At 69.7% G+C, this 24,805-nt stretch carries 25 protein-coding genes; 10 read left to right on the forward strand and 15 right to left on the reverse strand.

Annotated elements, in window-relative coordinates; genetic code table 11:
- Positions 1-2,294: 2,294 nt before the first annotated feature.
- From cas6e to IE252_RS33640, 7 genes are all read right to left on the reverse strand, one after another.
- Positions 2,295-2,978, reverse strand: a complete 684-nt coding sequence (cas6e, locus tag IE252_RS33610) for a type I-E CRISPR-associated protein Cas6/Cse3/CasE (protein ID WP_190093238.1) — start codon at positions 2,976-2,978, stop codon at positions 2,295-2,297.
- Positions 2,979-3,005: 27 nt separating this feature from the next.
- Positions 3,006-3,740 carry a type I-E CRISPR-associated protein Cas5/CasD gene (gene cas5e / locus IE252_RS33615; RefSeq protein WP_190093239.1) on the reverse strand — a complete coding sequence of 245 codons (735 nt, stop codon included), beginning with the start codon at positions 3,738-3,740 and terminating at the stop codon, positions 3,006-3,008.
- On the reverse strand, positions 3,737-4,930 hold the full coding sequence (gene cas7e / locus IE252_RS33620; protein ID WP_190093240.1) for a type I-E CRISPR-associated protein Cas7/Cse4/CasC: 1,194 nt from the start codon (positions 4,928-4,930) through the stop codon (positions 3,737-3,739). Before cas7e ends, cas5e begins: the two co-directional genes overlap by 4 nt.
- On the reverse strand, positions 4,927-5,535 hold the full coding sequence (gene casB, locus IE252_RS33625; protein ID WP_190093241.1) for a type I-E CRISPR-associated protein Cse2/CasB: 609 nt from the start codon (positions 5,533-5,535) through the stop codon (positions 4,927-4,929). Before casB ends, cas7e begins: the two co-directional genes overlap by 4 nt.
- 38 nt (positions 5,536-5,573) lie before the next feature.
- Positions 5,574-7,130 carry a type I-E CRISPR-associated protein Cse1/CasA gene (gene casA / locus IE252_RS33630; RefSeq protein WP_190093242.1) on the reverse strand — a complete coding sequence of 519 codons (1,557 nt, stop codon included), beginning with the start codon at positions 7,128-7,130 and terminating at the stop codon, positions 5,574-5,576.
- A 518-nt stretch (positions 7,131-7,648) separates the two neighbouring features.
- On the reverse strand, positions 7,649-8,023 hold the full coding sequence (locus IE252_RS33635) for a hypothetical protein (protein ID WP_190093243.1): 375 nt from the start codon (positions 8,021-8,023) through the stop codon (positions 7,649-7,651).
- A gap of 4 nt (positions 8,024-8,027) precedes the next feature.
- Positions 8,028-8,339: a hypothetical protein gene (locus tag IE252_RS33640; RefSeq protein ID WP_190093244.1), complete on the reverse strand. Its 312-nt coding sequence runs from the start codon at positions 8,337-8,339 to the stop codon at positions 8,028-8,030.
- A gap of 318 nt (positions 8,340-8,657) precedes the next feature.
- On the opposite strand from IE252_RS33640, the gene IE252_RS33645 reads away from it, so the two are divergent.
- Positions 8,658-9,404 carry a hypothetical protein gene (locus IE252_RS33645; RefSeq protein WP_190093245.1) on the forward strand — a complete coding sequence of 249 codons (747 nt, stop codon included), beginning with the start codon at positions 8,658-8,660 and terminating at the stop codon, positions 9,402-9,404.
- A gap of 55 nt (positions 9,405-9,459) precedes the next feature.
- Here IE252_RS33645 and IE252_RS33650 read toward each other — a convergent pair whose 3' ends face one another.
- On the reverse strand, positions 9,460-10,188 hold the full coding sequence (locus IE252_RS33650; protein WP_190093336.1) for a prepilin peptidase: 729 nt from the start codon (positions 10,186-10,188) through the stop codon (positions 9,460-9,462).
- Positions 10,189-10,437: 249 nt separating this feature from the next.
- Here IE252_RS33650 and IE252_RS33655 point away from each other — a divergent pair, with 249 nt between their 5' ends.
- Positions 10,438-10,701, forward strand: a complete 264-nt coding sequence (locus tag IE252_RS33655) for a hypothetical protein (RefSeq protein WP_190093246.1) — start codon at positions 10,438-10,440, stop codon at positions 10,699-10,701.
- 44 nt (positions 10,702-10,745) lie between these two features.
- Here IE252_RS33655 and IE252_RS33660 read toward each other — a convergent pair whose 3' ends face one another.
- On the reverse strand, positions 10,746-11,735 hold the full coding sequence (locus tag IE252_RS33660; RefSeq protein WP_190093247.1) for an alpha/beta fold hydrolase: 990 nt from the start codon (positions 11,733-11,735) through the stop codon (positions 10,746-10,748).
- A 140-nt stretch (positions 11,736-11,875) separates the two neighbouring features.
- On the opposite strand from IE252_RS33660, the gene IE252_RS33665 reads away from it, so the two are divergent.
- From IE252_RS33665 to IE252_RS33675, 3 genes are all read left to right on the forward strand, one after another.
- On the forward strand, positions 11,876-12,505 hold the full coding sequence (locus tag IE252_RS33665) for a helix-turn-helix domain-containing protein (protein ID WP_190093248.1): 630 nt from the start codon (positions 11,876-11,878) through the stop codon (positions 12,503-12,505).
- A 904-nt stretch (positions 12,506-13,409) separates the two neighbouring features.
- On the forward strand, positions 13,410-14,102 hold the full coding sequence (locus tag IE252_RS33670) for a hypothetical protein (RefSeq protein ID WP_190093249.1): 693 nt from the start codon (positions 13,410-13,412) through the stop codon (positions 14,100-14,102).
- Between the two features lie 49 nt (positions 14,103-14,151).
- Positions 14,152-14,562, forward strand: coding sequence for a helix-turn-helix domain-containing protein (locus IE252_RS33675; RefSeq protein WP_229848952.1), 411 nt, complete (start codon positions 14,152-14,154; stop codon positions 14,560-14,562).
- 286 nt (positions 14,563-14,848) lie between these two features.
- Here the strand turns inward: IE252_RS33675 and IE252_RS33680 are convergent, their stop codons facing one another.
- Positions 14,849-15,682, reverse strand: coding sequence for a hypothetical protein (locus tag IE252_RS33680; protein WP_190093251.1), 834 nt, complete (start codon positions 15,680-15,682; stop codon positions 14,849-14,851).
- An 89-nt stretch (positions 15,683-15,771) separates the two neighbouring features.
- Here IE252_RS33680 and IE252_RS33685 point away from each other — a divergent pair, with 89 nt between their 5' ends.
- From IE252_RS33685 to IE252_RS33695, 3 genes are all read left to right on the forward strand, one after another.
- Positions 15,772-16,050 carry a hypothetical protein gene (locus IE252_RS33685; protein ID WP_190093252.1) on the forward strand — a complete coding sequence of 93 codons (279 nt, stop codon included), beginning with the start codon at positions 15,772-15,774 and terminating at the stop codon, positions 16,048-16,050.
- 123 nt (positions 16,051-16,173) lie between these two features.
- A complete protein-coding gene (locus IE252_RS33690; protein ID WP_190093253.1) occupies positions 16,174-17,793 on the forward strand; it encodes a hypothetical protein in 1,620 nt (539 codons plus the stop codon).
- Between the two features lie 77 nt (positions 17,794-17,870).
- Complete coding sequence (locus IE252_RS33695; RefSeq protein ID WP_190093254.1) at positions 17,871-18,044, forward strand: DUF8636 domain-containing protein; 174 nt, start codon at positions 17,871-17,873, stop codon at positions 18,042-18,044.
- 127 nt (positions 18,045-18,171) lie between these two features.
- Here the strand turns inward: IE252_RS33695 and IE252_RS33700 are convergent, their stop codons facing one another.
- The gene (locus IE252_RS33700; RefSeq protein ID WP_190093255.1) at positions 18,172-18,765 is read right to left on the reverse strand and encodes a hypothetical protein; all 594 of its coding nucleotides are present in this window, start codon (positions 18,763-18,765) and stop codon (positions 18,172-18,174) included.
- A 176-nt stretch (positions 18,766-18,941) separates the two neighbouring features.
- On the opposite strand from IE252_RS33700, the gene IE252_RS33705 reads away from it, so the two are divergent.
- Positions 18,942-19,517, forward strand: coding sequence for a hypothetical protein (locus IE252_RS33705; protein ID WP_190093256.1), 576 nt, complete (start codon positions 18,942-18,944; stop codon positions 19,515-19,517).
- Between the two features lie 152 nt (positions 19,518-19,669).
- On the opposite strand, the gene IE252_RS33710 is transcribed toward IE252_RS33705, so the two are convergent.
- Together IE252_RS33710 and IE252_RS33715 are read right to left on the reverse strand one after the other, a co-directional pair.
- On the reverse strand, positions 19,670-20,563 hold the full coding sequence (locus IE252_RS33710; protein ID WP_190093257.1) for an abortive infection family protein: 894 nt from the start codon (positions 20,561-20,563) through the stop codon (positions 19,670-19,672).
- Between the two features lie 73 nt (positions 20,564-20,636).
- The gene (locus IE252_RS33715) at positions 20,637-21,701 is read right to left on the reverse strand and encodes a helix-turn-helix domain-containing protein (RefSeq protein WP_190093258.1); all 1,065 of its coding nucleotides are present in this window, start codon (positions 21,699-21,701) and stop codon (positions 20,637-20,639) included.
- A 902-nt stretch (positions 21,702-22,603) separates the two neighbouring features.
- On the opposite strand from IE252_RS33715, the gene IE252_RS33720 reads away from it, so the two are divergent.
- Positions 22,604-23,245 carry a hypothetical protein gene (locus tag IE252_RS33720; RefSeq protein ID WP_190093259.1) on the forward strand — a complete coding sequence of 214 codons (642 nt, stop codon included), beginning with the start codon at positions 22,604-22,606 and terminating at the stop codon, positions 23,243-23,245.
- Between the two features lie 59 nt (positions 23,246-23,304).
- Here IE252_RS33720 and IE252_RS33725 read toward each other — a convergent pair whose 3' ends face one another.
- Together IE252_RS33725 and IE252_RS33730 are read right to left on the reverse strand one after the other, a co-directional pair.
- Positions 23,305-24,231, reverse strand: a complete 927-nt coding sequence (locus IE252_RS33725) for an FAD-dependent oxidoreductase (protein ID WP_229848953.1) — start codon at positions 24,229-24,231, stop codon at positions 23,305-23,307.
- Positions 24,228-24,800 carry a cysteine hydrolase family protein gene (locus IE252_RS33730; RefSeq protein WP_190093338.1) on the reverse strand — a complete coding sequence of 191 codons (573 nt, stop codon included), beginning with the start codon at positions 24,798-24,800 and terminating at the stop codon, positions 24,228-24,230. Before IE252_RS33730 ends, IE252_RS33725 begins: the two co-directional genes overlap by 4 nt.
- Positions 24,801-24,805 lie beyond the last annotated feature (5 nt).

Here is a 24,805-nt window from a genome sequence, read left to right on the forward strand (position 1 = left end):
GCCGCACCGCCCGCGACAACCTGCACAGGAACGAAGCAGAGGATCGACGAGCAGGTCACGAAACACCGGACACCCGCGGGCGCGGGCTGGACAAGTACCACTACCGGTTCGTGTCCCCCCGCGTCGTCGGACACCCGCAGGCGCAGGCTGGACGGCTACAGCACCGGGGCCCCGACGAAGGAGACCGTCGGACACCCGCGGGCGCGGGCTAGACGTTATGGCTTCCCAGACCCGGAGCCCCTGGTCCGTCGGACACCCGCGGGAGCGGGCTGGACAGGCGTTCGGCTGCGTGGATCTCTTCAAGGATCGTCGGACACCCGCAGGCGCAGGCTGGACAGCACCCCGGCCACCACCGACCACTGGGTCCGCGTCGGACACCTGCGGGCGCAGGCTGGACTCCGGCGAGGGATCTGCCCGCCCCGTCCGCATCGTCGGACACCCGCAGGCGCGGGCTGGATCACGTCTCCCTTTGAGCCGATCACGCTGGAGGCGTCGGACACCCGCAGGCGCGGGCTGGATTCCAACGCGATCACCGCCACCGGCGACGTCGACGTCGGACACCCGCAGGCGCGGGCTGGATGTGTCCGGGACCCGGCCGGACAGCGCCCACATCGTCGGACACCCGCAGGCGCGGGCTGGACTCGCCTTCCTCGCCGTAGGCGTAGGTCAAGATCGTCGGACACCCGCAGGCGCGGGCTGGATATCTGGAAGTCCACGGTGAAGGTCTGCGATCACGTCGGACACCCGCAGGCGCGGGCTGGATGCCGTCCCCGAGTCGGGCCGGTTCCTGGGGATCGTCGGACACTCGCAGGCGCGGGCTGGATGGACCGAAGGATGGCGTTCTGATGGCGTTCCCCGTCGGACACCCGCAGGCGCGGGCTGGAGGGGTTGTCGCCGATCGGCCCCTGTGCGGAGGCGGTCGGACACCCGCAGGCGCGGGCTGGACGCCGGGGCCGGGCCGCCGGTGAGTACGACCCGTCGGACACCCGCAGGCGGGCTGGACATTGACAAAGGGTGGCGCTCCGCCGGGGGGGGTCGGACACCCGCGGGCGCGGGCTGGACCGCTGGCGGCGGCCGCCGGTCCCGAAGCTGCTAGTCGGACACCCGCGGGTGCGGGCTGGACGCCGTGCACCACCGGAATGAGCAGCACGGTGGTCGTCGGACACCTGCGGGTGCGGGCTGGACCGTTGATGTCGGTCATGGTGAACCTCCTCGGCCGTCGGACACCCGCAGGTGCAGGCTGGACTCGCTGTGGGCCGTGGCGGCCGCTGCCCGGACCGTCGGACACCCGTAGGCGCGGGCTGGACGGACAACTTCTGGCCGTCGTCGCGCGCGTGAGCGTCGGACACCCGCAGGCGCAGGCTGAACACCGAGGTTTCGCCGCCCCGGGTGGTCGTGGTCGTCGGACACCCGCAGGCGCGGGCTGGACTGGTTGGCCAGCGCGATGGTGTGCTCGGTCTGCGTCGGACACCCGCGGGCGCAGGCTAAACGGCCAGTCCTCGCTCGCCAAGGCGCTGCAGGTCGTCGGACACCCGCAGGCGCAGGCTGGACGCACACTGCGCCACTGGCGCCGCGCACGACCACGTCGGACACCCGCAGGCGCAGGCTGGACGGACCGCGTCCTTGGCTCGAACGCGGGCGAGCCGTCGGACACCCGCAGGCGCAGGCTGGACTGTCCCTGAGTGAGCCGAAGCCCCTGGGCGAGCGTCGGACACCCGCAGGCGCAGGCTGGACGGATGGCAGACGGATCATCAGAGCACGGCTCCCGTCGGACACCCGCAGGCGCAGGCTGGACTCCGGCGAGGGATCTGCCCGCCCCGTCCGCATCGTCGGACACCCGCAGGCGCGGGCTGGACTTGACGGCCCGTTGCTCCTGGTCGGCGTAGGCAGTCGAACACCCGCGGGCACGGGCTGGACTCGCAGGTGAAGGTGTGGGCGCCGACCACGATCGTCGGACACCCGCAGGCGCGGGCTGGACGCATACAGGGTGGGGAACGCGGACTTCTGCACCGTCGGACACCCGCAGGCGCGGGCTGGATAAGTACGGGCTGAGTTCTCCCTGGCACAGGAACGTCGGACACCCGCAGGCGCGGGCTGGATGTGGTGAGAGCGATCGTCTGCATCCCGGCCGCCGTCGGACACCCGCAGGCGCGGGCTGGATGGGATGCTGCGGGCCAAGAGCGGCCGGGTCATCGTCGGACACCCGCAGGCGCGGGCTGGATGCTTCGTGACCTGGCAGTTCTGGGTGGCTTTACTGTTTTGTTATCAAGGTGCGGTCGTCTGGGCGAGGGAAGTCAGGCGCGGGTGAGGGGGGCGATGGACAGGAGTCCTGCGCCGTATGCCTTGCTGCGGCCGATGCCGTTGGTGATGGCGTCGGTGAGGGCTTGGGGGTTGTGGATGGTGGCGGTGCCTTCGAAGCGGGTCAGCTTCCTGCCGAAGCGGATCGTCTTGTCGGGTTCTTGTGGGTCGTCCTTTCTGACGGTGATGGCGAGTTGGGGGGCGAGGCGGGTGGTGTCGGGGTTGGGTGTGAGTCCGGCGTCTTCGGCTTGGCGGTGCCACCAGGCGACGGCTTCTTCGCCGTTGATGTGGACGCGGCGGCCGCGTTGGGGTTGTCCGTTGCTGTCGCACTGCGAGATGGTGCGGGTGGCTACGGCGTCGATGCGGTAGCGGATGGCGCCGCCTTCCTTGCACCAGGTGAGCAGGGGGGTCAGGTCGCGTTCGTCGGTGGCGTGGGCGTAGCCGATGGGTAGTTGGTCGAGGTCGAGGGGGGCGGTGGACTGGATCAGCAGGGTGTGGGCGTGCTGTTCGCGTTCGAGGCGGAACAGGACGCCGGCTGCGGTGCGGGTGTCGTGGCCGAGTTGGTCGGGGATGAGGGCGAGGACGCGGCGGTGCAGGGATTGGGCGTTGCGCAGGTCGCGGCCGGCCTCGGGCGACCACGGGTCGATCTTGATGCGGGTGAGGTGAGCGGTGGCGGCCACGGTCGGCGGCTCCTGTCGGGGGGGCGGTCAGGCCGCGGTGCGGAAGTGGGTGAGGGCGCGGAGGTAGGAGGTGCCGGTTCCGGCGCACTGGTCGGCGGGCAGGCGGTGGCGGGTTTCCCAGACCTTGCGGGTGGTCCAGGTGCGGCCGGGCAGGGGTGCGTCCTGGATGCGGCGGGTGGGCGGCAGGTGTGGCTGGTCGGCGGGCGGCTGTTCGGTGAGGAAGGTGACGTCGACGTGTGTGGCGCGCGCGGGTGGCTGGCGGTGCAGGGGGAGGTCGGTCAGGGCTTTGTCGGCGTCGCTGGTGTGGGTGATGAGGACGGGTGTGTCGGGTGGGCAGGCGCGGCGTCCCAGGTAGAGGGGGAAGACCGGGTGGGTGAGGGCGGCGGCGAGTTGGGCGAGGAGGTGGTCGGGTCCGGTGAGGGCGGCGGTGAAGGCCGCGTCGTGGAGGTACCAGTCCTCGAAGATGATGGCGTCGGCGCGGCGTCCGCCGTTGGCGTTGAGGATGTTGCGGGCCTTGGGGTGACCGCCGCCGATGGTGTGGAAGTCCATCAGGCGCCGTCCTGGGCGGTCGACGCGGATGGTGTGCTGGAGCTGGTCCAGGTCGGTCAGGTCGCTGCCGCGTTCCCGGCCGAGGGCTGCGGCGAGCAGGCCGGTCAAGGCGCTGCGGGTGGGGTGGGGGCGGGTGTCGCGGACCTTGCCGCCCTGGGGGCCGCCCCAGGACATCTGGGGGGCGGACAGGTGGAGAAGGAGCCCGGGGGTCACGCGTCGGTGTCCTTGCCGAGGGCGGCGGTGGTGGCGGCCTCCACGAGGTCGTCCAACTGGCGGATGTACTGGCCGAGGTGGGTGAGGGTGTCCAGGTGTGCGGCCGTGCCGTTGTGGGCGGCGAAGATGCGGGGCTTGGTGCCGAAGAAGCCGTTGACGGCGGCGGCGTGCTCGTCGAGGCGGGTGATGCTGGGGGTGGTCCAGCCGGAGGTGGCATCGGCGACGACGGGTGCTTCGAAGGCGCCGGCGAGGCTGACGGGCTGGTCGGTGCGGAGGGTGACGTGCACCAGGGCGGGGGGTGTGAAGGGGGCGGTGCTGTTCTTCTTGGCGTGGGGGACGTGGGTGGCGAACGCGGTGAGGAAGACGCGGATCAGCTCGCGGGCGGTGTCGGTGTCGCCGTCGAGGTTGCGCAGCTGTTCGGTGACGTTGATGGAGGCGTACCGGTAGAAGGTGCCGGAGGTGTGGGCGCTGTGGCCCATGTGGGCGGAGCCGTTGTCGGCGCCGGGGATGTCATCGACGGCGGTGAAGAAGTCGCCCTGTTCCTCGGTGGCGTGGGTGGTGATGGCGTGGGCAACGGCTATGGCGCCGTCCACGGTGACCTCGGGGGTGTTGGCGAGCATGCGGCCGAAGGCGGCGATGGAGGCATTGCGGCTGGCGAGGATCGCGCGGACCTGCTCCTGGACCTCCTTGACCTGCTGCTTGGCGGCCTTGTCGAGAGCGGGAGCCTTGGTCTTCTTGCCCTTGGGGGTGTCAGCGTCCGCCTCGGCCTGGGCGTGCTGGGCGGCGACGGCGATGGTGTCGCGGTGGGCCTCGACGAGGTCGGCGAGTGCGGTGATCCCGGCGGCGGGCAGGTAGAGCATGATGCTGGTGGTGCCGGCCTCGGCGATGGACAGGCCCTTGACGCCAGCGGCGACGGTGACGGCCTGGCCCGCGGCCACCGCCTCCTCCTGCGTCCAGCCGCGCCGTACGAGTTCGGCGGCGACCTGGACGGGCACGCGGCGGGTGCGCAGGGCCTTGTCGCCGACGATGTCCTCGGTGGTGAGGCGGCAGCCGCGCTTGAGGCACTGGGAGGAGATCCGCGAGCGTTCCGCCCCGCCGTAGACGGCGATCTTCGGGGAGCCAAACTCATCGCGGTTGAGGTTGGACAGCGGGTAGTTGTGGACGATGTGGGCGTCGATGAACAGGCTCATGCGGCGGCTGCTCCGGTTTCTTCCGCGTCGGCGGGCTGGGGGATGGGGGCGTAGTGGCTGTACATCCACTGGTCGGCCACTTCGGTGCGGTGGCTCGGCCAGCGGGTGAGGTCGTTCAGGAGCCGGGGCCAGGACAGCGGCACCTGTTTGTCGGCCAGTTGCCGGATCACCGGCTGGAGGTGCCGGATCAGCGAGGGCAGTTGGCGCTGGCGGGCCAGGCGCTGCAGCAGCGCAGTGGCCGTCTCGTCGCGCAGAACGCCGTGGCGCACGGCTCGGGCGAGGGTCCAGCCGAAGTTGCCGTGGCCGGGGTCGTAGCTGGAGACGGGTGCGTAGCGGTGGAGGGCGGGGTTGGGGGCGTAGGCGGCGTACATGGCCGCGACGGCCAGGTAGGCGATCTTCGTCTCGCCTGCGTACCGGGGAATCCGGGCGCGGATGTGCGGGAGCATGCGCCAGGGTTCGGCCAGGGCGCGCAGGCTGTGCCCGGAGGCGAGATCGGCGCGCCCGCCGGGCGTGGTGCACACCTCGGCGACATGGTCGAGGTAGCGGACAGGCCCGGCCAGCCAGGCGGGCGGCGCGGCGGGTTCGGGCACGGGGGACGTGGTCACGGCGTCCTTTCCACAAGAAGCAAGAAGGGTGAGCAAGGTCAGGCAGCGGCCGTGGCCCGGGACGTGGGCACCGGCGGATGGGCCAGGCGCACGCGGGCTTTGGCCGCTGCTTCCTGGCCGTGCACGGTGTGCTTGAGGCGGCGGGCCGCGGTATCGAAGCAGGCCAGGGCCAGAGGGCGAAAGGCGGGGGTGCGCGTGGTGTCGGCCACCACGTCCCAGAACTCCTCCTCCGCCTCCTGCCAGAACTGGACCAGCGCGGCTCCCACGAACCCTTCGCGTTCCTGGGAGCGGCGGCCGGTGTTGACGGCGTGCCAGGCCGACGACAGCGCACGCCCCAGCTCCGCGCCCGTCGCCTCGGCCTGGGCGCGCAGCGCAGCGATCGCGGCCGCGCCGTTCGGGTCGCGCTCTTCGACGTGGGCCAGCAGGGGCGGCGTCGTGGCCGCGTACCAGTGGTTGTTGCGGTCCTGACGGTCCTGGTCCCAGGCCAGCACCCGCACCCCGAGCCGGGCGGTGATCTCCGCAGGGAGCTCGGCGACGGTGTCGAAGACGGTCGGACGGCGCAGCGTGGTCTTGGAACCGGGCCGCTGCTTGAGGAGCAGGGCATCCAGGTCCCGCCACACCGACCGGTCCCACGCCGCGCGCAGCGGACCCCCCGCATCCCGTTCGATGACGTACGGGTCCACGGCGGCAGGCAGATCGGCCGCCGCACCCCAGGTGATGCGGCAGCCCACCGTCTCCTCCCGTTCGCCGGCGGTCAGCAGCACGGCGTGGGTGGTGCGGGCGGTGAGCAGCGACACCGGGCCGCACGGCGCAGCGGGCGAGCGTGGGTCGGGCAGCGCGTCGCACTCCCAGGGCGCCCGGTCGGCTCCGGGGTTGGTCGGCCACGCAGCCGGGGCGGGCACCGACAGCACGAGTGTGGTGAACAACCGCTCAGCCGCGTGGGGGAAGTAGGAGATGAGAGCGCGGTAGGGGCCGGCCTTGCAGGACTTGCTGCTCGACGTGCCGTGGGAGCGCACCGCGGCCATCCCCGCGGGGCCGAAGCCGCGCCAGGCCAGCAGCCACTGGACCGCGGCCGCATCGGCCACCGGCGCGTACTGGCCCACCGTGGACGACCACACCGGGTTGTTACCCGAGGGCCGGTCCATCGCCAGCCGCGCCGGGGGCGCGTCCTGCGAGCACTCGGTGGCCAGGCGCGGGTCCTGCAGGAACGGGTGCACGCTGCCGTACACATTCCAGCGGCCCGCGTACCGCTCCACGTACGCGTCCACCACCGCCGCGTCGAACCGCCCGGCGACCAGGAGCTCTTCGCGGACATCGAGCCAGTCATCGGTGCGGCCCGAATCCAGCCCGCCGACACGGGCGGTGAACGCCGCGAGCAGGCGCCGCACCACAGACTCCACAGGCGGATGGGCCACGTCGAGATCGGCCAGCAGATGCGCGCAGTGGAACAACGTCCGCAGCCCCACCGCGACCCGCCCGCCCGGGAGCGCACCGGGCAACAGGCCCTGCAGCTCCTCCCGTTCGGACGGGCTGAGATCGTCCCGGACCCGCGTGTCGATCCATGGGTCCTCGGCCACCGAGTGCACGCGTTGCATCCCGCCCACCTCTCCCTCCCCTACGTCTGTGATCTGCCCCCGGCCGTCTGAAGGTGCTGGTCAGCGTGGCGGGGCAGCGATATGGAAGCAGGCTCACGAGAGTGACGCAAAAGTGCCGTTGTGGCGAGATCTGTCCGTTGTCGTAGGTGCTGACTAGGATGCCCGCCACCTCCCAGAACAGCGGGTTTGGGAGCCGGCGCGCTGGCCTGGCGCAGGCGATCCGGCAGCGCGAAGAGAGAGTCCCGCGCCGACCAGTCCCGAGTGGCAACGAGCTGGGAGCAACTCCTTCAACTAGCGGGAAATATGCACCATTTGCGTGGCCTGTGGGAATTCAGGCGGGCGCACGAGCGCGGCCGGCCCGTTCGCCAGCGCATCGTGACGGCAGCTCAACCACACGCCTCATCCGGCCTGGGTGCTGGCTCGTGCGCGGTATGCGGCAGGAGGGCTTCCTGTGAGATGACCCACGCACCACCTTGTCCGAGGCAGTGCGCGGTTATGCCGTCTGACACCTCGAACACCTACTGCCCGCGGGCGAAGGGGTCCTTGAGGTCGTCCTCGCCGACATCCGGATCTTCTTCGGGCCGGTAGCGGCGGGCGCCGATCCCCCGCATCACCAGCTCGATGCGCTGCCACTCCCCCAACTTGACGTCCAGAATGGGCAGGTAGCTCTCGGCGTCGTAGTCGTCCAGCGCACGGCCCGCCACCTCGCGCTGCTTCTCCAGCAGCTCCCGCGCCTCGTGCGCGATGAGCTCCAGCTCCAGGCCGGTGGCCTCCTTGCGGACCCACCAGCGGTAGAAAGCGACCGAGTCGGCGCCAAGGACCGTGGGCGTACCCTGCGGGTCCAGCCACCGGATCGGCAGCCCGGTGTAGGCGAGCGTGGTGGGCAGCTCCACGAGCTCATTGTCCTCCCCGTAGACCAGGCCCTCGATGCGGCACACCCTCCGGCAGCCCGAGCGCCCGCACCTGGCCCTCGGACAGCGGAAGTCCGACCTTGCTCGTGGTCACCGGCTCGATCCCGTCGACCGTCCGCTCGGCACGATGAACGTCGGTGACGGTGAGGTCGAACCGCCGGCCCCGGTTGAGGTGCAGTTGCATGTGCGCGGCGAACGCCTCAGCGGTGCTCGGGACGCTGTCGCGTATCGCGGCCGGGATCCTCTGCGGAACGTTGACGACGTACGTGCCGCCCACCCGTACATCCTTGGTCCGCATCCGGCACCCCCTCCGCAGGCCGCGGAAGACCACTCCTCAGCGGCCTCCAGCATCCCGCTCCTGCGACGGGTGCCGCCAGGGCGCACAACAGCGCACACAGCTGGAACAACGCCAGGAGCACGTGTCGCCCTCCAGCAGATCCTGGTGCCACTGATACCTCTCGGCGTCGGCCCCGGCCACGCTGAAACCAGCCATGGCCGGGGCTGCGTTCGGTGAGAGAGCCGCCTGGCTGCCCAATTCCACGAAATCCCCTGCCCGAGGTGCACGGATCCGGTCTGCTGGGTAGCGGCACACGGATACTTCTTGTGGGGAGCGATGATGACCGACATCCGAATGAGCTTGGACGTGCGGACCGCGCTCGGGCCGGACGGCGTCGCCAAGGCCGGGGCCGTCACGCTGAACAACGCGATCTGCCTCGGCTGCGAGAAGAAGATCCACCCGGAGGAGCCAGCCAACGTCGTCGTACGGATCGGCGGCCGCGTCGCCCACGTACGGTACGCGCATGACCACTGCCACCCCTCGGCCGTGGTCGAGATCCCCGAAACCCGCTCCCCCAGGGCATCTGCCGCGCCGGACGAGGGGATGGCGATGCGGATGACCGCCGCCACCGTCGAACACGGCCGCGCCGCGCTGCCCACCCTCATCGCCGAACCCGAAGCACCCGTCTACCTCAACACCGGCACCGGAGTCGGCTCCGAGCTCCTGGACGTCCTCGCCTCCCACGTCCTTTCCCGCGGCTTCTCCCCCGTCGGCCGGATGCGCCAGGCACCCGCGCACGCGGGCCTGTGGCTGGCCACCTACACCACCCCCACCGCAGAAGACCGCATCGCCCAGCTGACCGTCATGGAACCCGACGGGACACTCTTCTACACCGGCACCATCGCTCCCCCGCCGCAGTGGATCGCCGGCGTCGAGCAGTACGGGTGGAGCGTGCTGTACGTCGGGAAGATCGGACTCGCCGGAATCCCCGCCAGCGACCAGAAAGCCAAGATGCGCCTGATGCGAGAGGCCGCCGCGAACGGCCAGTTCGTCGGCGCCCGCATCACCATCCACCCCCTCGGCTGACAGCACTCAGCACTACAGCGTCGACGAACGGGCTCAGCTCGAAGGAGCCTGGGGTTCAGGGGGCGTGGGAGCCCAGGAGTACGCCGGCCAGCGTCCCGGCGAGCAGGAACGGGCCGAACGGGATCCTGCTCGTGCGTTCTGCCCGGCCTGCGAGTATCAGGCCGATCCCGTAGACCGCGCCGAACAGGTATCCCGCGAAGGTCCCGGCCAGGACGATCGTCCAGCCGTACCAGCCCAGGACGGCGCCGAGAACGAGGGCGAGTTTGACGTCGCCGAACCCGAGGCCCCTGGGGTTGATCAGGAACACCACGAGGTTGCAGGCGCCGAGTGTGAGAGAGCCGAGCAGCGCGGTGCGCCAGCTGCCGTCGGCCCCGGGCAACAGCGCGGCCGCTCCAAGCCCGGCGATGGCGGACGCCGCGAGCGGCAGGACCACTACGTCGGGAAGACGGTGCACCGCGACGTCGACCGCGGCGAGCAGCACGGCGATCGGGGCGAGCGGCAGCCACACCAGCAGCTCGGGACGGGCCCCCGTGGACGCCGCCAGTACGGCGCAGATCACCGTCATCAGCAGGGCAACGGCGGCCGTACTCGGCCCGAACCTATCCCCCTCGGTGCAGCGGGCTCGCCCCAGCCACCCGGTCGCGGTCCCGCCGAGGGGGTGCCCTGCCGGGCAGGCCGTTCGCCAGGGCTCCTGCGGCGGCACGGAGAGCCGGTAGGCGGCGCGCGGTATGAGCAGGCCCGTGCCGGCACCCCACAGGATGGCCATCGCGGTGATCCAGAACATCTCCACCGAACGGAGCCTATGCTCAGCTTCGTTCGGATGTGGCGACCGGTCCACGGTGAGGAGCAGGTGCATGTTGTTGAGGCCCGGCACCACGTGTGAGCAGGCGATCGAGCTGCTGGAACGCCTGACCAGCCAGGGGCTCAACGATGTCCAGATCAGCGTCCCGCACCTTTTCGGGGACGCCACGTCGGGCATGCCCGCGGAGCACTGGGAGCTGGCCGCCAGCCGCGTGGTGCGCGCGCACGACCAGTGGTGTGGACGCTGCGGGCCGCGGCCGAGCTCCTGGAGGCGTTCGCCGACCGGTCCGTGGCGGCCCGGCTGCGGGGCGAGCGGTACAACGCGATCGTCCACGGCCAGTTCACCCCCCAGCGGCGGACGCTCCTGATCAACACCGAACTGAACGAAGTGCGCGCCTACTTCCTGGATCTGGCCAACGGACTCCGTCGCACCATCGGCCGGTTCAGCGGCCACCGGGGCCGAACCCGCCCTCATATCCGGCGAATACGCAGGTGAGTGACCTCGTTCGGGACACCGTTCGAGGCCAGAAGAAAAGAAGCTCAGCCCTGGAGGGTGGCGAGCCAGTCGGTCAGCAGGCGGTTGACCTCGTCGGGGCGCTCCTGCTGGATCCAGTGGCCGCAGCCGTCCAAGAGGTGGGAGGCCGACAGGCTGGGGAGGGTGGTGGAGTAGGTGTCGATGGCGTCGGACATCCAGGTGGTGGAGGCGTCCAGGGCGCCGCCGATGAACAGGGAAGGCTGCTTGATCGGGGCTTCGCGGTGCGGGGCGAGGTCTTCCCAGTCTCGGTCCATGTTGCGGTAGCGGTTGAGTGCGCCGGTGATCCCTGTGCGCTCGAACTCCCCGGCGTAGAAGTCGAGGTCGTCCTCGCTCAGCCAGGCCGGGAGGACCCCCGTGGGGAAGCGGTCGCGCAGCCGGCCGCCGCCGCGGGCGACGAAGTGCGGGTCGGGCTCACCCTGGGCGGGCATGGTGTCGGCGGACAGGGCCGCGTAGAAGCCCGCGAGCCAGCCCCGGACGTCGGGCTCGATCTCCGCCTCGGCACGGCCGGGCTCCTGGAAGTAGGAGACGTAGAACTCCTGCTCGGGGCCGCCGATCTGGCCGAAGATATCGGTGGGGCGGGGGCCACCGGGCGGCGCGTAGGGAACGCTCAGCAGGCCGACGGCGTGGAAGACCTCGGGGTGGAGCAGGGCGGAGGCGGCGGCGATGTTGGAGCCCCAGTCGTGGCCGACGACCACCGCGTTCTCCTCACCGAGGGCGCGCACGACGGCGACGTTGTCCTCTACCAGGTCGAGCATCCGGTAAGCGTCGGTCTCCTTCGGCTTGGAGGAGCGGCCGTAGCCGCGCACGTCGATCGCCACCGCCCGGTGGCCGGCCGCAGCGAGGGCCGGGAGCTGGCGGCGCCAGGAGTACCAGGACTCGGGGAAGCCGTGCACGAGCAGGACCAGCGGGCCGGTGCCCTGCTCGACCAGGTGCAGGCGCCCGGCCGGGACCTCGACGATGCGGTGGCGGAGCTCGGCGGTCGGCTCGGGCTGCATGGGCTTCTCCTCGGATCGCGGGCGGAGGCGGCTACCCATCGATCATGCGGCGCGGCACCCGCCCAACGCGATCAGTCTTGCCATCCCGGCAAAATTGCAGGACAGGCCGGTGAAGCGGCACGGCAAGAAGGAGCGGGAAGGTGACAGTCGACGACGTGGACGGCGCGCTGGCCGGGATGGGGCCCCGGTTGCGGGCCGCGCGCGAGCGGCATGGCACGACGCTCGCCGGTGTCAGCTGTGCGACCGGCATCTCGACCAGCACGCTGTCGCGAATCGAGACCAGCCGGCGCAGGCCCACCCTGGAGGTGGTGCTGCAGCTGTCGAAGGAGTACGGCGTCTCCCTGGACGAGCTGGCCGACACCGCACCCGCCCCCGCGGCCGAGCCGCGCACTACGGCGCCGCTGCGAATCGGCGACGACAAGGCGGTGCTGCCGTTGACCCGGTACGTCGGCGGCCTGCACGCCCACAAGCACGTCCTGCCCGCCCTCGAGGACCCGCCCGCACGGCCCCGTCAGGTCTCCCACAACGGCCACGAGTGGCTGTGCGTCCTGTACGGACTGCTGTGGCTCGCGCTCGGCGACCAAGACCTCATCCTCACCCCCGGGGACGTCGCCGAGTTCGACACCCACACCCCACACGGGGTGGCGAACGCCAGCCCCGGCGGTCCCGCCGAGTACCTGATCATGTTCGGCCCACAGAGCGAGCGCCTAAGACCGCGCACCCCTCCAGCCGCTGGTCGCGGGGCTGGTGACAGAAAGGCTGCTGAATGAGCATTTGTGACAAGCCGCGCGTTTTGTTGGTGACAACCACGCTGCTTCGTCCGGCCTCATTCGCCGCGTCATCCGACTCTCCCGGTGACAACTCCTGAGCTTCGGCTCACCGGGACGCCGAGTTTCCGCCGTGCGTCGCGCAGAGTGCACCGTCGGTTGCGGCAGACCTTGATCCGCAGTCCCAGCGCAGTGGAGAGGTCCGGCGGCAGGAGCCCGAGATTGCCCGGCCACAGAACGGTGCGTACCACTGAGCGGTAGGCAGAGTCGGGCGTGCGGAGGTACCCAGCGTTGCGGCCCCCAGGGCCGGAACGCGGCACCCGTCACCGGGACCAGCCACGCTTTCGTCTGATTGTCCGTCACGGTCCGAGCCACCCGAGACGCAGCGCCGCTGCTGCCGACCACGGTCGTTCGGTGCCCATGGACCCGCACGCGAAGCCTGCTCGGCCACAGAAAAGCAAGCCGACCCGGAGCCTAACGACGAGGTTCTGCCGGTGCTCTTGTATAAGAGGCGATCCGGCAAAAAGTGGCTCTGACCTGCGACAATACGAGGACGGTGTTGCTCTGGAGGACACGTTTCGCCAAGGAAAGGTGAACGTGACGCGCACCTTTGCCCCAAAAGTCAACTGACAGTGGACTTTTAAGAAAGTGCAGGTCAGGGCGATCCAGCGGGGGCTCCTGGAGGGGGTCCCGCCAGGGGAAATGTGACGGCGGGACAGAGGGAACTCAAGCTGCAGTTGAGTTTGGGTCCGTGACAGCGTCAAAAGTCAAGCTGGCGTGGAGTTCCGGCGCAGTCTCGCGCCAGGCGTGCGGCCTGCGGCGGCGCGACGCGCGCAGCGGAGCAAAAGACAAGTGGTGGTTGAGTTTTGAGATAGGGTCAGCTGCGCCTGAGTACAAAGGAGGTCATGTGACAACTGATCCGCCGGCGCGCCGCGTTCCCGCCGCCCGGCCCCGCGCCGTACCCGACCACTCTGACGACAGCTTCGCCGACATCCTCTCGGTCCTCGGCCGTCAGCTGGGTGAGGACATCCAGGAGGCGGAGCAGAAGTCCCGCCGCCCCCGGCGGCTGAAGAACGTCGTCTTCGAGTACGACCACGACCCGCGCACCGTGCACGACATGGCGGGAGACGCTGGTTACTCGCTGGCGAGCAACTGGTTCACCCAGCTGCTGGCTCAGCTTGCCGTCGCCAACTCGATCACCAAGTCGCAGATGTGCGTGTTCCTGTATGTTGCGGGCGGACAGGCCAAAGGCACTGGGATCGCCCAGTACACGCAGCAGGAGATTACTGACGGCCTGAACAAGCTGGCCGTCCCCAAGGGCGGTAAGTGCATCACCCGTTCCACGGTCAACCGTGCGATCAGCTCCCTGAAGGCTATGGGGTGGCTCGAGCAGGCCGGCCATGGCCTGGTGCAGCTGAACGTGCGGCTGTGGTTCAACGGCAACAGCACCTCTCAGCACGAGGTCCTGGCCACCCTCGCCCGTGAGCACGGGACCGGGCCCGAGGCATTCCCCAACCGGGTCGGCCCGGAGCAGCAGGCACTCGATCTCGGGCTCGACGCCGAGACCGGAACCACTGGGCGTCAGGAGCGGACCGGGTGATACCAGTGCGACACTGCCTGACAACGCAGGTGCCCAGGAAGGTGTTGTGATGGAAGTGCTGTCCCCGCTCGTCTCCGAGCGCATCTGGGCCCTGCCCGTCCCCGCGGCCGCCGTGAAGTTCCTGCAGTACCTGCTCTACCGCAGCGAGTTCGGCGGACACCTGCCGGTGCGGCAGAAGGACATGGCGGCGGAGTACGGCGTCACCCCCCAGGCCGTCAGCAATCTGATGGGCGCCCTGGGCGACCTGAAGATCGTGCTGCGGCCGCCGGCTGGCGGGAGGCACGGCAACTCCTACCGCCTGCACCCGTTGGCGGCGAAGTACCAGAGCACGCAGGACATGGAAACCGCCTTCCGCCAGGCGCTCACCGACATCAAGAACGGTGACCTGCCCAACCTGCGCCTGCCCGCGTACACCACCGCTCCCCCGGCCGCCGGACGACCCAGTCTCCACGTGGCTTAGCCCGCCGCACACAGACGAGGGCCCCGCCAAGGTATGTCTGGCGGGGCCCTCATGCCTGAGTAAAGGACGTGCCCCCAATATAGCGGGGAAACGCTTCTCTGCCAGCCCGACTCCCGTGGCAGTGGCAGCCTGGCTATGTGCGACTGATGTGGACAGTGACCAGACCTACTGGGGTCGGCCGCACGGCCGGGGCCCGGCAGGCTCGGGGACGCTTCCTGGAGCGCCCCCCTCTCGCATTGGCACCCGTAGGTGACCGCGCGTGGCTTCGCGATGCCCGGAGGGCTGCTCAGGCGACGTCGTCCGTCCACTGCAGGTCGCAGACCGCCAGGACGTCCTTGGTGCACAGCCTCACCAAGTCAGCGGCGGACATGCCGCGCCGCTGCGCTCCCTCCCACACGAGTTGAGGCGAGACGGCACCGACCACGGTCTGCAGGGTGTCCGCGCAGAACAGGGCCATGACCCCGGCGTTGTCCGTACAGCGGGCTCCGGCCTTCCTGGCGGCCGCGAGGACCGTCTCGTACGGGCAGCCGCTCTTGCTGCCGGCGGCCCTTCCCGCCCTGGCCGCGGGCTCGCGGACGGCGGGAGCGTTCTTGTCGGCGGGCGCGGCGTCCGGCTCGTACCAGCGGTACATACCGCCGCGCGCCGCGCGGAAGACGGTCTCCGCGGGGACGTCGTGCACCCAGTCGGCGCCGGCGGACGGCGAGTGCTGCGCCGTGCTGGGAATGCCGTAGACGGCGACCGCACCCCGGTGGGATTCGTACTGGCCGGAGTCGCGGACCGCCTCGAGCTCTGCCGGCGTCAAGGACGGCTTCTCGCCGCGCGGGCCGCCGTTGACGATGTTTCCTGCCGGGTTGACGAGATGCCAGGCCGATTCCACAGCGGCGAGGCGCGAGACGCGGGCGCTGATGTCGAGTGCGCCGTCAGCATCGCGGACAACGGCGACCATGCGGCTGCGGGTGGCCTCGGGGCCATCGCCGAAGAGCATCTCCACGACGCTCAGGGCCCACCCTTCCAGGCGTGTGACCAGGCCCAGGCCGCCGTCGTAGACGAAGACGAGGTCTCCGCGGGCGGGGAGTCGTGGCGTGCGGTGCTCGGTGCTCGTGCTGGTGATTGCGGTCATGGTGGCCCCCTCGAAAAAAAGTGGCTTGCCACTTTTCAAGGTAGCCGCCGCCATTGAAAGTGGCAAGCCATTTATGGGAGGGTTCTCGCATGGCCGACAACCACCGCGACCCGCCCCTCACGACCCGCCCGCCCGCTGCCCTGAAGCAGCAGGCCACAGCCGCGCTGCAAGCCCACGACCGAGAAATGCAGGCGTTCGTCGTCGCCTGCCTGACCGCACTGGTGGCCGACCCGAAGGGGTTCCTGGGCCAACTCGCTGACCACTGGCCCCCGGAGAAGCCCCGCGGCCGTCCGCGCAAAACCGCCGCCCTCCCGCAGGCCCCGGCAGACGCGTCTGCGGCACCTGGCCAAGGCACCGGAACGCGCTGAAACAGGCAGCCGCAGGCGCTGAAGACCGGTCTCACAGCCTCTTGTCAGTCCCCACTGTCACACTTCAACGATCCCCATCGTGGGGACAGCTGACCTGATCTCCGACGAGAGGCTCTCTGCGCGGTGGCCGACTGGGACTGGAACGTACTGGACTGGACATGCCCCCGATGCGCGGCGCCGCGCACGACGAGGTGCACCACGAAGGACGGCCGCCCCCGGCCCCCGCACCTGGCCCGCCGCCTCACCTCGATCCTGCTGCACCTCGCCGTACGCCGCGGCCTCGGCCAGCCGCCCGCCGAACGCGCCCAGATCATACGGGCCCTCACCACGGCCCAGGAGTCGGACACATCCGCCCGCGCGGGCTCCCTGTGGCACGAAGCCACCGAAGAGCTGTACCAGTGGGACCAGGTGGTGGCCGCGGCCGGCCGGCACGCGGCGGCCGCCGTCGAAGGCCACCTCGACGGCGGCGAACTGCGCGACGCAGCCCAGCAGGCCGCAGACCGCATCACCCAGGCCCGCAAGCTCCTGCACGAATGGCACGGCGAGCGCGCGGAGTATCCGCTCGACGAAGAGCTCCTGGCGCACGTACTGCGCCCCGCGCCAAGCCTGCTCGCCCTCGCCCGGCGCCGCGGCGACCTTCAGCAGCTGGAAGCCGACCTCGCGCGCCGGCCCGTCCACCTCGACCGGCCGGGCGGCACCTGGGCAGCAACATGGCACAAGGACGGCACCCTGACCGCGCACCGCGACGACGGTCTGCGTGTGCGCGGCTGGAGCGCCACCCCTGACGCCACGGGACAGGCCCTGCAGTCGTTCGAGGCGACCACCCGCCACAGCCCGAAGATCACCCTGACCCTGCACGGCGAACGCCCCGACATCCCCGCCACAGGCGATGATTCACCCGGCATCGACCAGATGGACGTTCTGCGCGCCTTCGATGCCGACCGCGCCGCGCTCGACGCCACCGTCGCCGCCATCACCCAGCTCCAGCGGACCTGGCCCAAGCACGAGATCGACGATCGGGTGCGCGCGTCCACCGCCCGCCTCCAGGCCCATGCACCGCAGTCGCCGCACTTCAACCTCGACAACCGCCAGCAGGAGCACGCCTGGGCCGCCGCCGAGAGCGCCGCCTGGGTGCCTACCGACGCCATCGTCGCCGCCATCGACGAGGTCTGGGGCGACTTCGACCGGTCCGAGGTATCTCGCGGCCCCGTCTGGATACCCCGCGCCGCCCGCGAACTGCTCACCACCAAGCCCGAGCGGCTCGCCCCGTTCCTGCGCCACCACCTGGCCGAGAACCCCCCTGTCTACCTCAGCGTCATCAACGGACCGGCCGGACCGCTCTACAACGTCTCCTCGGGCGGCGCCCACCGCACCCATCTCTTCCGGATCCTGGGCCTGCCCTGGATGATCGCGAAGCTCCATGCCCGCATCCCCGCCCGCCGGTTCGACGTCGCGTCCGTCATCGACACCGCCAAGGGCATGGACGAGGCCGAGTACGTCGGGCGCGGCTGGCGCACCCTGCTCGAGCGCGGCCTCCTCCACGGCCGCCTCCACTACGAAGGCGCCTTCGCCGTGCTCGACCTCGACCACGCCCCCGCACCGTGGCTGCTCGGCGACGCCGCCCTCGCCAGCGCCTACAACACCGCCTACGAACGCGTGTACCCCGGAGCGCTCACCGAACTGGGCATCCCCGACACCGCCTTGACCGGCCGCAAAGCCTGGGAGCAGTGGCTGTACGGCTGACGACCACCCACACCACATCAAGTCTCCGCACGTGCTGTGAGCAGGGCATTGTCAGTGCCACAGGCGATGATGACCGCATGACGAACTACGTTCTCACCTGGACCGAACCCGCTGGCGAAGCCCGCTCTTCCGCCGTCGCCTACGACAAGCCAAGCGCCGCCAGACGCAAGCAAGATCTCGAAGACGCTGGATGCCGCAACGTGCAGATCATCGAGACCAGGCCGGGTCAGCGGCCCGAAGCGGCAGCCTGACTCCGGCGCCCGGCGCAGACCCCGGGACGGGGTCCGCATCGCCCGACTGCTCACCACTGACCAGCCGACTATGATCCGGGCCACAGGCGACGGCCGCCCCGACAGGCCGGGCCCTATGGCCAGTCAGTCAGGGGCGGCCGGGGTCGGCATCGAAAAGCGGGTCGAGCGGATCACCTTCATACCCGACGACGAGGCAGGCCTCGGCGACCGGTCCCCGGGAGAGCTCCACGAGCCGGGCCAGGACCGCGGCCTCGGATGGCAGTCCGGCCGGATCGAGACCGAGCACCCGGGCCGCGCGGTCACGTCGCTGGTCAAGGTCGGGCCAGTCCTCCCAGTACTCGTCGGCGACCGCCCGGAGTTCTTCGGCCGTCCGCCCGGGAGCATCCCGCCACCACGGCGCCACAAGACACAGCCGCACCAGTTCCGGCAGTCCGAGCGCGAGTGGTCCGGCCTCTCCGTCAAGGCTCACGTATACCACCGGGCGTTCCTCGCCACCCTCTCCGACGAAGCAGAACGCGTCCCCCGAGCCGGCTCGCGCGAACTGCTCCAGCCGGGCCCCTGATGCGAGCCGAACCCCGTCCTCCAACTCGTGGTCGGCCGGGTCCGTCGCGTCGAGGTCCGCGACCTCGGCGAAGAACGCGACGACCTCCTCATCGGTGCCCAGGAAGGGCAGCAACTCGCCCGGCGCGTCGGGTCCGACCGGTGCATTCGATCCGTTCATCCGGCCACCGTAACCGGGGCCCACGACTCTGCCCGGGGCGGGCCGTCAGGGGCCGTCGAAAGACCATGCGCAGCGGGCCGTCGGTGCCAGTCGGTCGCGGCGACAAGGTGGCGAGCCGTTCTGACCTGCGTACTTAGCCTTCGATAAGGGCGAACTGCAATCCGCCACCCGGGCATGTGGTCTCCGAGCTCGTACCGGGCGGGTTCGAGGCGTACGTGCGGATCTTTCACCGCTTCCAGGCCACGGACGGGTCGGGCCGTACCCGCACCTGGCAGGCCCGCCTGCAGAACCCGACAGCCGCGCTCCATGGCGAGCTGTCCCATCTGTCACTGCCCGCCGACGAACGCGCCCCTGGGGAGCCGCTGTGGCAGTCAGAGGAAGGCGCGCTCGACGACCGCAGTCGCCATGCGCTGGCCCGCTGCCTGGCCGACGTGAGCGGCGATGAGGCCGTCTCCTACGCCTATGATCTCGCCGCCCTCCTCTGGGGCGAGCCCGCACCCCTCGTCTACCGCTCCACCCTGGCCGGCCTGGAGACGGTACGCGAAGAGGTAGCCGACACCGTGGGAACCAGCGGCCCGGAGTTCTGGTGGCCGCACGATCGCAGCTGGGTGGTCACCAGTGACCACGACCTGCTCTCCACCTACATCGGCTGCTCGGCACAGACCGCCCAGCTGCTCCTGGACGACGCCGAGCTCGAAACCCTGCCAGTCACCCCGCAGGCACGCGTGGACTGGTACGCCGACCGGCCGTAACGGCAGGCCACCGGAAGGAATGCAGGCAGCAGGACACGCTCCGGGCAGCGCCGTTCATCTTCGCCAGCTGGGCGACGATCAGTGGACCTGCTGGCGCGGTCGACACTCAGTTCGGTCATGCGGTCACCGCTTCAGCCGCGTGGGCTTGGACGTCACGGGAACAGCTCGCCGAGACGCGCGGCGATAAACCTCGTCATGGTATGCACCGCATCGATGACGAGAACGGTGTGGCTCTCCTTCAGCCCCTTCGGGGCGTTGGGTTTCCCGTGTCCGGTACCGACTTTGTTCCGCACCTCCGCCACGCCTTGGACGGTCGTGGTCTGGCCGTTGAGCAACCGCACCACGCCGAAGTCGCTACCGCCGAGCGCGGGGTCGACCGATGGCTCTTGCTGAATGATCATCTTGAGCCGCTTCCAGAGCTGGGACATCTCGTCCCGCTCAAACCCCATGGCCTCCGGAGTCGCGTAGACAATCGCGCCCTTCATGACCGCCTCAAGAAGCTCCTTCGCAGCCCCGATGGCGGCCCGGCGCTGCGCCACGGTCGCCCGGGCTCGCATGGTGCCCAGGTAGCCATCAAGAACGGCGCCATCGACCAGGCCCAGATCCCGAAGGTGCGGCCACCCGCCAGCCGCGTCCCGGTCAGCACCAGCGGCCGTCCGTACAGCCTTCCCGACCAACTGCCGCAAGGTCTCCTGCCGGGCCCGGATCGCAATCCGAAGGTTCTCAATCAATGTGCCGCCGTGATCAAGGCCCTTGAAATCATGTGGGTGCCTCGTTACCCGCCTTGCCTGTGGAGCCTCCAGGTAACCCTTGACGTATTCATCGACGCCATCAACCCACTTGATCGCCTTGGCCACAGTCTGGTGTTTGACCTCGTCCGCGAATAGCGCCCAGCGCTCCCCCTCGAAGTCGAAGTCCGCAACGTCAAGAGTGTGCACTCCGAGCCGCCGGAGGGCTGCATCGATCGCCTCAAGCCGTTCATCACCCTGGCGGATGAACGTGCGGAGCTTGCTGGTGACCGACGCTGACAGTTCCACGGAAGACATAGCGATCAGTCTGCCCGCACCCTCCTCGCCAAGGGCGCCATCGAACGAACCACATCCGTCACGAAGGCCTTGCTCAGACGTAGCCGGTGAGAGCGTCGTGGCGGGCGGCCTGGCTGACGGCGAACGAGCACAACTGCGCGCCGTACAGGTCGAGGGCATCAGCATGGTCCTCTTCCAGGTGGGTGATCACCTCGGGCCAGATGTTCCAGTTCAATCGGGCCGCGGCGCGATCCGCGTCGGTCCGGGCCTTGGCAGCACTTGCCTGCCGACGACGCTGGAGCTCAATCCATGCAGACCACTCAGGATTGCTCATCGGCTCTGTGGAGTGCCGCGGGGCTTCGGTCTCGTCAGTCAGCTGCTGGTCGTATGCCGTGATGCCAGCGAGACGCTGGCAGATGAACATGTCCGGGCGCTGCGGCCACCATCGTGTGCCGGAACACAGCGCCGTCAGCTCGGCGGCGATCTCGTGGGCGTCCAGGCCCTGGTCGGTGAGCGGACGCAGGACGTACTCCAGTCGCCGCAGCGGCACCGGCTGTGTCCAGGTGACAAGAGCGCGAACCACACGGACCGTTCGCTCGGCGCGGCGGACGTCGGCCGCCGTACGGCGACGGCCGTTCACGGGGGTGCTCTGATGGGGGATCCGGGTCTTGGGCTGGCTCGCGCGCTTGCGCGAGGTGTCTCTACAACCACCCACCACCGTTTGCTGACCCACTTCCTTAACCCCAGTACGGGAAGGGGTCTCACAGGCCGCAGACCTCAAGTTATCCACAGACGAGTTATCCACAGCCTCAGCTTCGTGAGCGGAGGCTGGAGTGGTGCCGCGTTGGTCGATGACGACCCGGGCCGTGTAACCGGAGCCGACGAGGGTGTGTCCGTGCGCCTGGTCGTAGACGGCCGGGATCACCGCCGCGTACACCGTCGCGGTCCCCGCATACCCGCCCAGACCACGCGACCGACGTACATTGGCCCGGCTGCCGCGCTCCACCCACACCAGCGCGCCCAACTCCCGTAGATATGCCACGTGTCGGCTGACGGTCGCCCGGGACACGCCGAGCCGCGCCACCATGCCGTCCAGGCAGTAGCGCACCTGGCCCGAATCGAAATCCATGCGCTCCGCCAAGTCCCGCGCGATGGTCACTGTTGTCTCCGAGGCACGCGGGTGCAGACCGGCGGCCACCAGCCACTCCACCGACCGCAACCACCGCCGCGGCCCCGACCGCCGCGACCTGGTCGTCGCGACCACCTGCTCCCCCGCTGGTGCTGCGGGCACGACAAGCACCTCGTCCAGACCCGACTCTGGACGAGGTGCTTGTCGTGCCCGCAGCACCAGCGCCATCACGGCGCCGACACGGCGGTTTCACGCACGCGTGAACGGTTCCGTGACGCGAAATGTGACCAGCAAGACGGCGCAATATACGCCAACCGGGCATGGATGGGCTGACAAAAGACAGCACGATGCTGCAACATGGACCCTGCTCTCCAGAAGCTTGTGGGAGGGCATGAAAAAGGCGCCTTTGGCGCTGGTTCGGGTGAACCAAGATCGAACTGTTCGACCGGCTGCAACCGATCGGACGTCCCTTCAGAGGGGCTGCAACTCCTCTGGTGGCAGATGGGGCTCGGCGCCGTGGTGGCTGCAATCACCCGGCGGCCCCGGCGGCTACGCCGCCCTCAGACCTACGTCATCTCAACCCCCTCCACGGAGGGGCGGTTGAGGTGCGTGGAAACGCAGAAACCCCCGGCTGGCCTGGAGCGCGCATGATCGCGACGGCTGCGGGGATCTTGTGTGGCTGTGAAGGCCCACGGGTACAGTGGTGCCATGAACACCGAGGACCTCCCAATAGGTTCTCTCTGCCCCCGGTGCCTGCTCAAGAGCGCTGGGGGCGTTCCATATGTGTAGTTAGATCTTGATCGAGCCCACCCTACCCCCTCGATCACGACGCGCGCAGGGGGCAACGCAAGCGAGTCGCCGCTCACAGGTAGACGAGGCACCCCCCTGTGCAGGTAGGCGGCCTGACGGCAGCTCAGGGCATGATGAGCACCATGCCGGACTCCCCCGCCGAGGACATTCCCCTCGCCACCTACGCGACCGCGAAGCAGCAGCGTGCCTACATCGAGGCGATGCGCAGGATCGGCAAGGCACGGAAGCCCGGCGACCCCGTCCGCGTCTACATCAGCGTGCCCCCCGCCCTGGTCCAGCGCCCAGGCTGGCAGCAGCGCCGTGGCAAGATTCAACACCGACTTCCCGGCACGCAACTTCTGCAATTCGACGACCTCTTCACCCCGGAGAACTACGCAGAGACTTGGCCGCAGATCTCCCCGTCCCTCGACGGCATGGTCGTCGTCGCTCCCACCAAACGCGGAGCGTTGCAGGGATCCGTCTACCGGCTCGGCGAAGTCGGGCGACTCGAAGTCATCGATTTCGTGAAGACGGGCCGGCCCGTCCTGTTGCACGCGCGCGGCCTCGGGCTGATCCCCTTCGTCGACTGCAAGGTCCACCGCGTCGGCGACGAGAAGCTCCGCACGAAGGTCACCGTTCCCTCTGGCTGGGACCCGCACGACTACGAGCCCACGCTCCAGGCTGCCCTCCGAGCACTCAGACCCCGTCGCACAGACGACAGGCCGACCGCGGAGCCCGCCCGTCCGAGCCACCTGAGCCGTCCGTTCGACGCGCCTCACCAGTAGCAACCTCGCGTGTGCCGACGGGAGCGCAACGCAGCGTCGGCCGACGCGGTTGAACTCGGTCACTGCACACCGCCTTTCCCCACGGGAGACGCGCTGGCGTAATAGTGGGCAAGCACGCACTCCGCAGCGGACCCCTGGGCCGTCACAATGCGCTGGAACCGCGACGAGCGCAGGTCTCCGGCAATTCGGATGCGGTGATGCTGATGTTGGGGCGGGCAGTAGCCGTCCTCCCCCTGAACGACGCCTTCTGGTGCGGCGGGCTTGCTGCCCAGGTTGCCCACCACTGTCGCCGCCGCGTAGGCATGCCGGGCTCCCTGCCGGTCCGTGACCAGCACCCTCCAGCCGTCTCCGTCAGACAGCCGGGCGAGAGTGACATGGGAGACCGGGAGCAGACGTACGCGCTCGTCCCGCGAGACTTCCTCGATCTTGTAGTCGTCTGTCGGCGGGTACAGGACGTGTAGTGCCGTTCCTGCGTCGGCATGGGCACGCAGCCAGGTACCCAGCGGCCGGTCGCCTCCAAGAACGAACGTAGGGCCGGTGCACGCCGCTGGAGGAGTACGCCACAGCGGGGGCGCGGAGAACTGATCGGGAGCGCTCACCCAGTCGACGTCGCGGGGTGCGAGCGCGGCCACCCCGGTGGCGACCACGATGGTCCTGGCGAGGAACGTGCGGCCGTCCGCAAGGGCGACCTCGGCTCGGTCGGCGTAGCCGCCGACCTTGGTAGCGCGTTCCTGTACCAGGGTGCACAGACCAGCTTGCTGGAGCCGCGTCAGGTCTGCGATGAGGGCTTCGGCCAGCTGCGGGCCCGTCGTCCAGCCGCCGGGCACGTTCTCCAGAGACCCGATCGTGTGGAGCCTTCCGCCGACGATGTCGCCTTCTAAGACCATGGTCCGCAAACCGAGGCTGGACGCCATCAACGCGGCCGCCACCCCAGCCGGCCCGGCACCCACCACAAGCAAGTCCGCGTCGTACGACAGGGCATTCACGCGCGCGCCCCCTGAGGTCCGGGAGACAGGATGCTCTCGATCGTCACCAGTTGGGCGGCCCCGATGTTCCGGGCGGCCAACAGCAGTGCCGCGTCGTGGTACTGGGGTCCGCCGCTGGAGGCACACGCATCGGTGACGATCCAGGGACGATACCCGGCCTGGTACGCGGCGATCGCCGTGTCGTAGACGCAGGCGTCCGTATCGATGCCACACAGCACCAGGTCGCGCCAGCCTCGGTCACGGATCAGCTGAGTAGCCTCGGGCGTAAAAATTGACGACTGCGTCTTGTCGATGACCATCGCGACATCGGTAAACGGAGCAAGCTCCTCAACGAGTGCCTGCTCCTCCGCGGTGCGCAGCCGCGTCCAGCCGGTGATTGTCTCGTAGGGTGAGCCTTCCTCGTTGTGGAAGCGGGTGAAGACCACAGGTCCGGCGGCCGTCCGCCACCCTTCCACCAAGCGCACGATGGACGGCAGTACACCGCGGCTGTGCCGGTTGATGAAGCCTTGCTGCACGTCGATGACGATCAACGCTGTTGAGCGAGGGTCCACCCAGTCCGCCTTCCCCATGACCG

This window comes from Streptomyces melanogenes (genome assembly GCF_014649795.1).
In the GTDB taxonomy this organism is placed as follows: domain Bacteria; phylum Actinomycetota; class Actinomycetes; order Streptomycetales; family Streptomycetaceae; genus Streptomyces; species Streptomyces noboritoensis.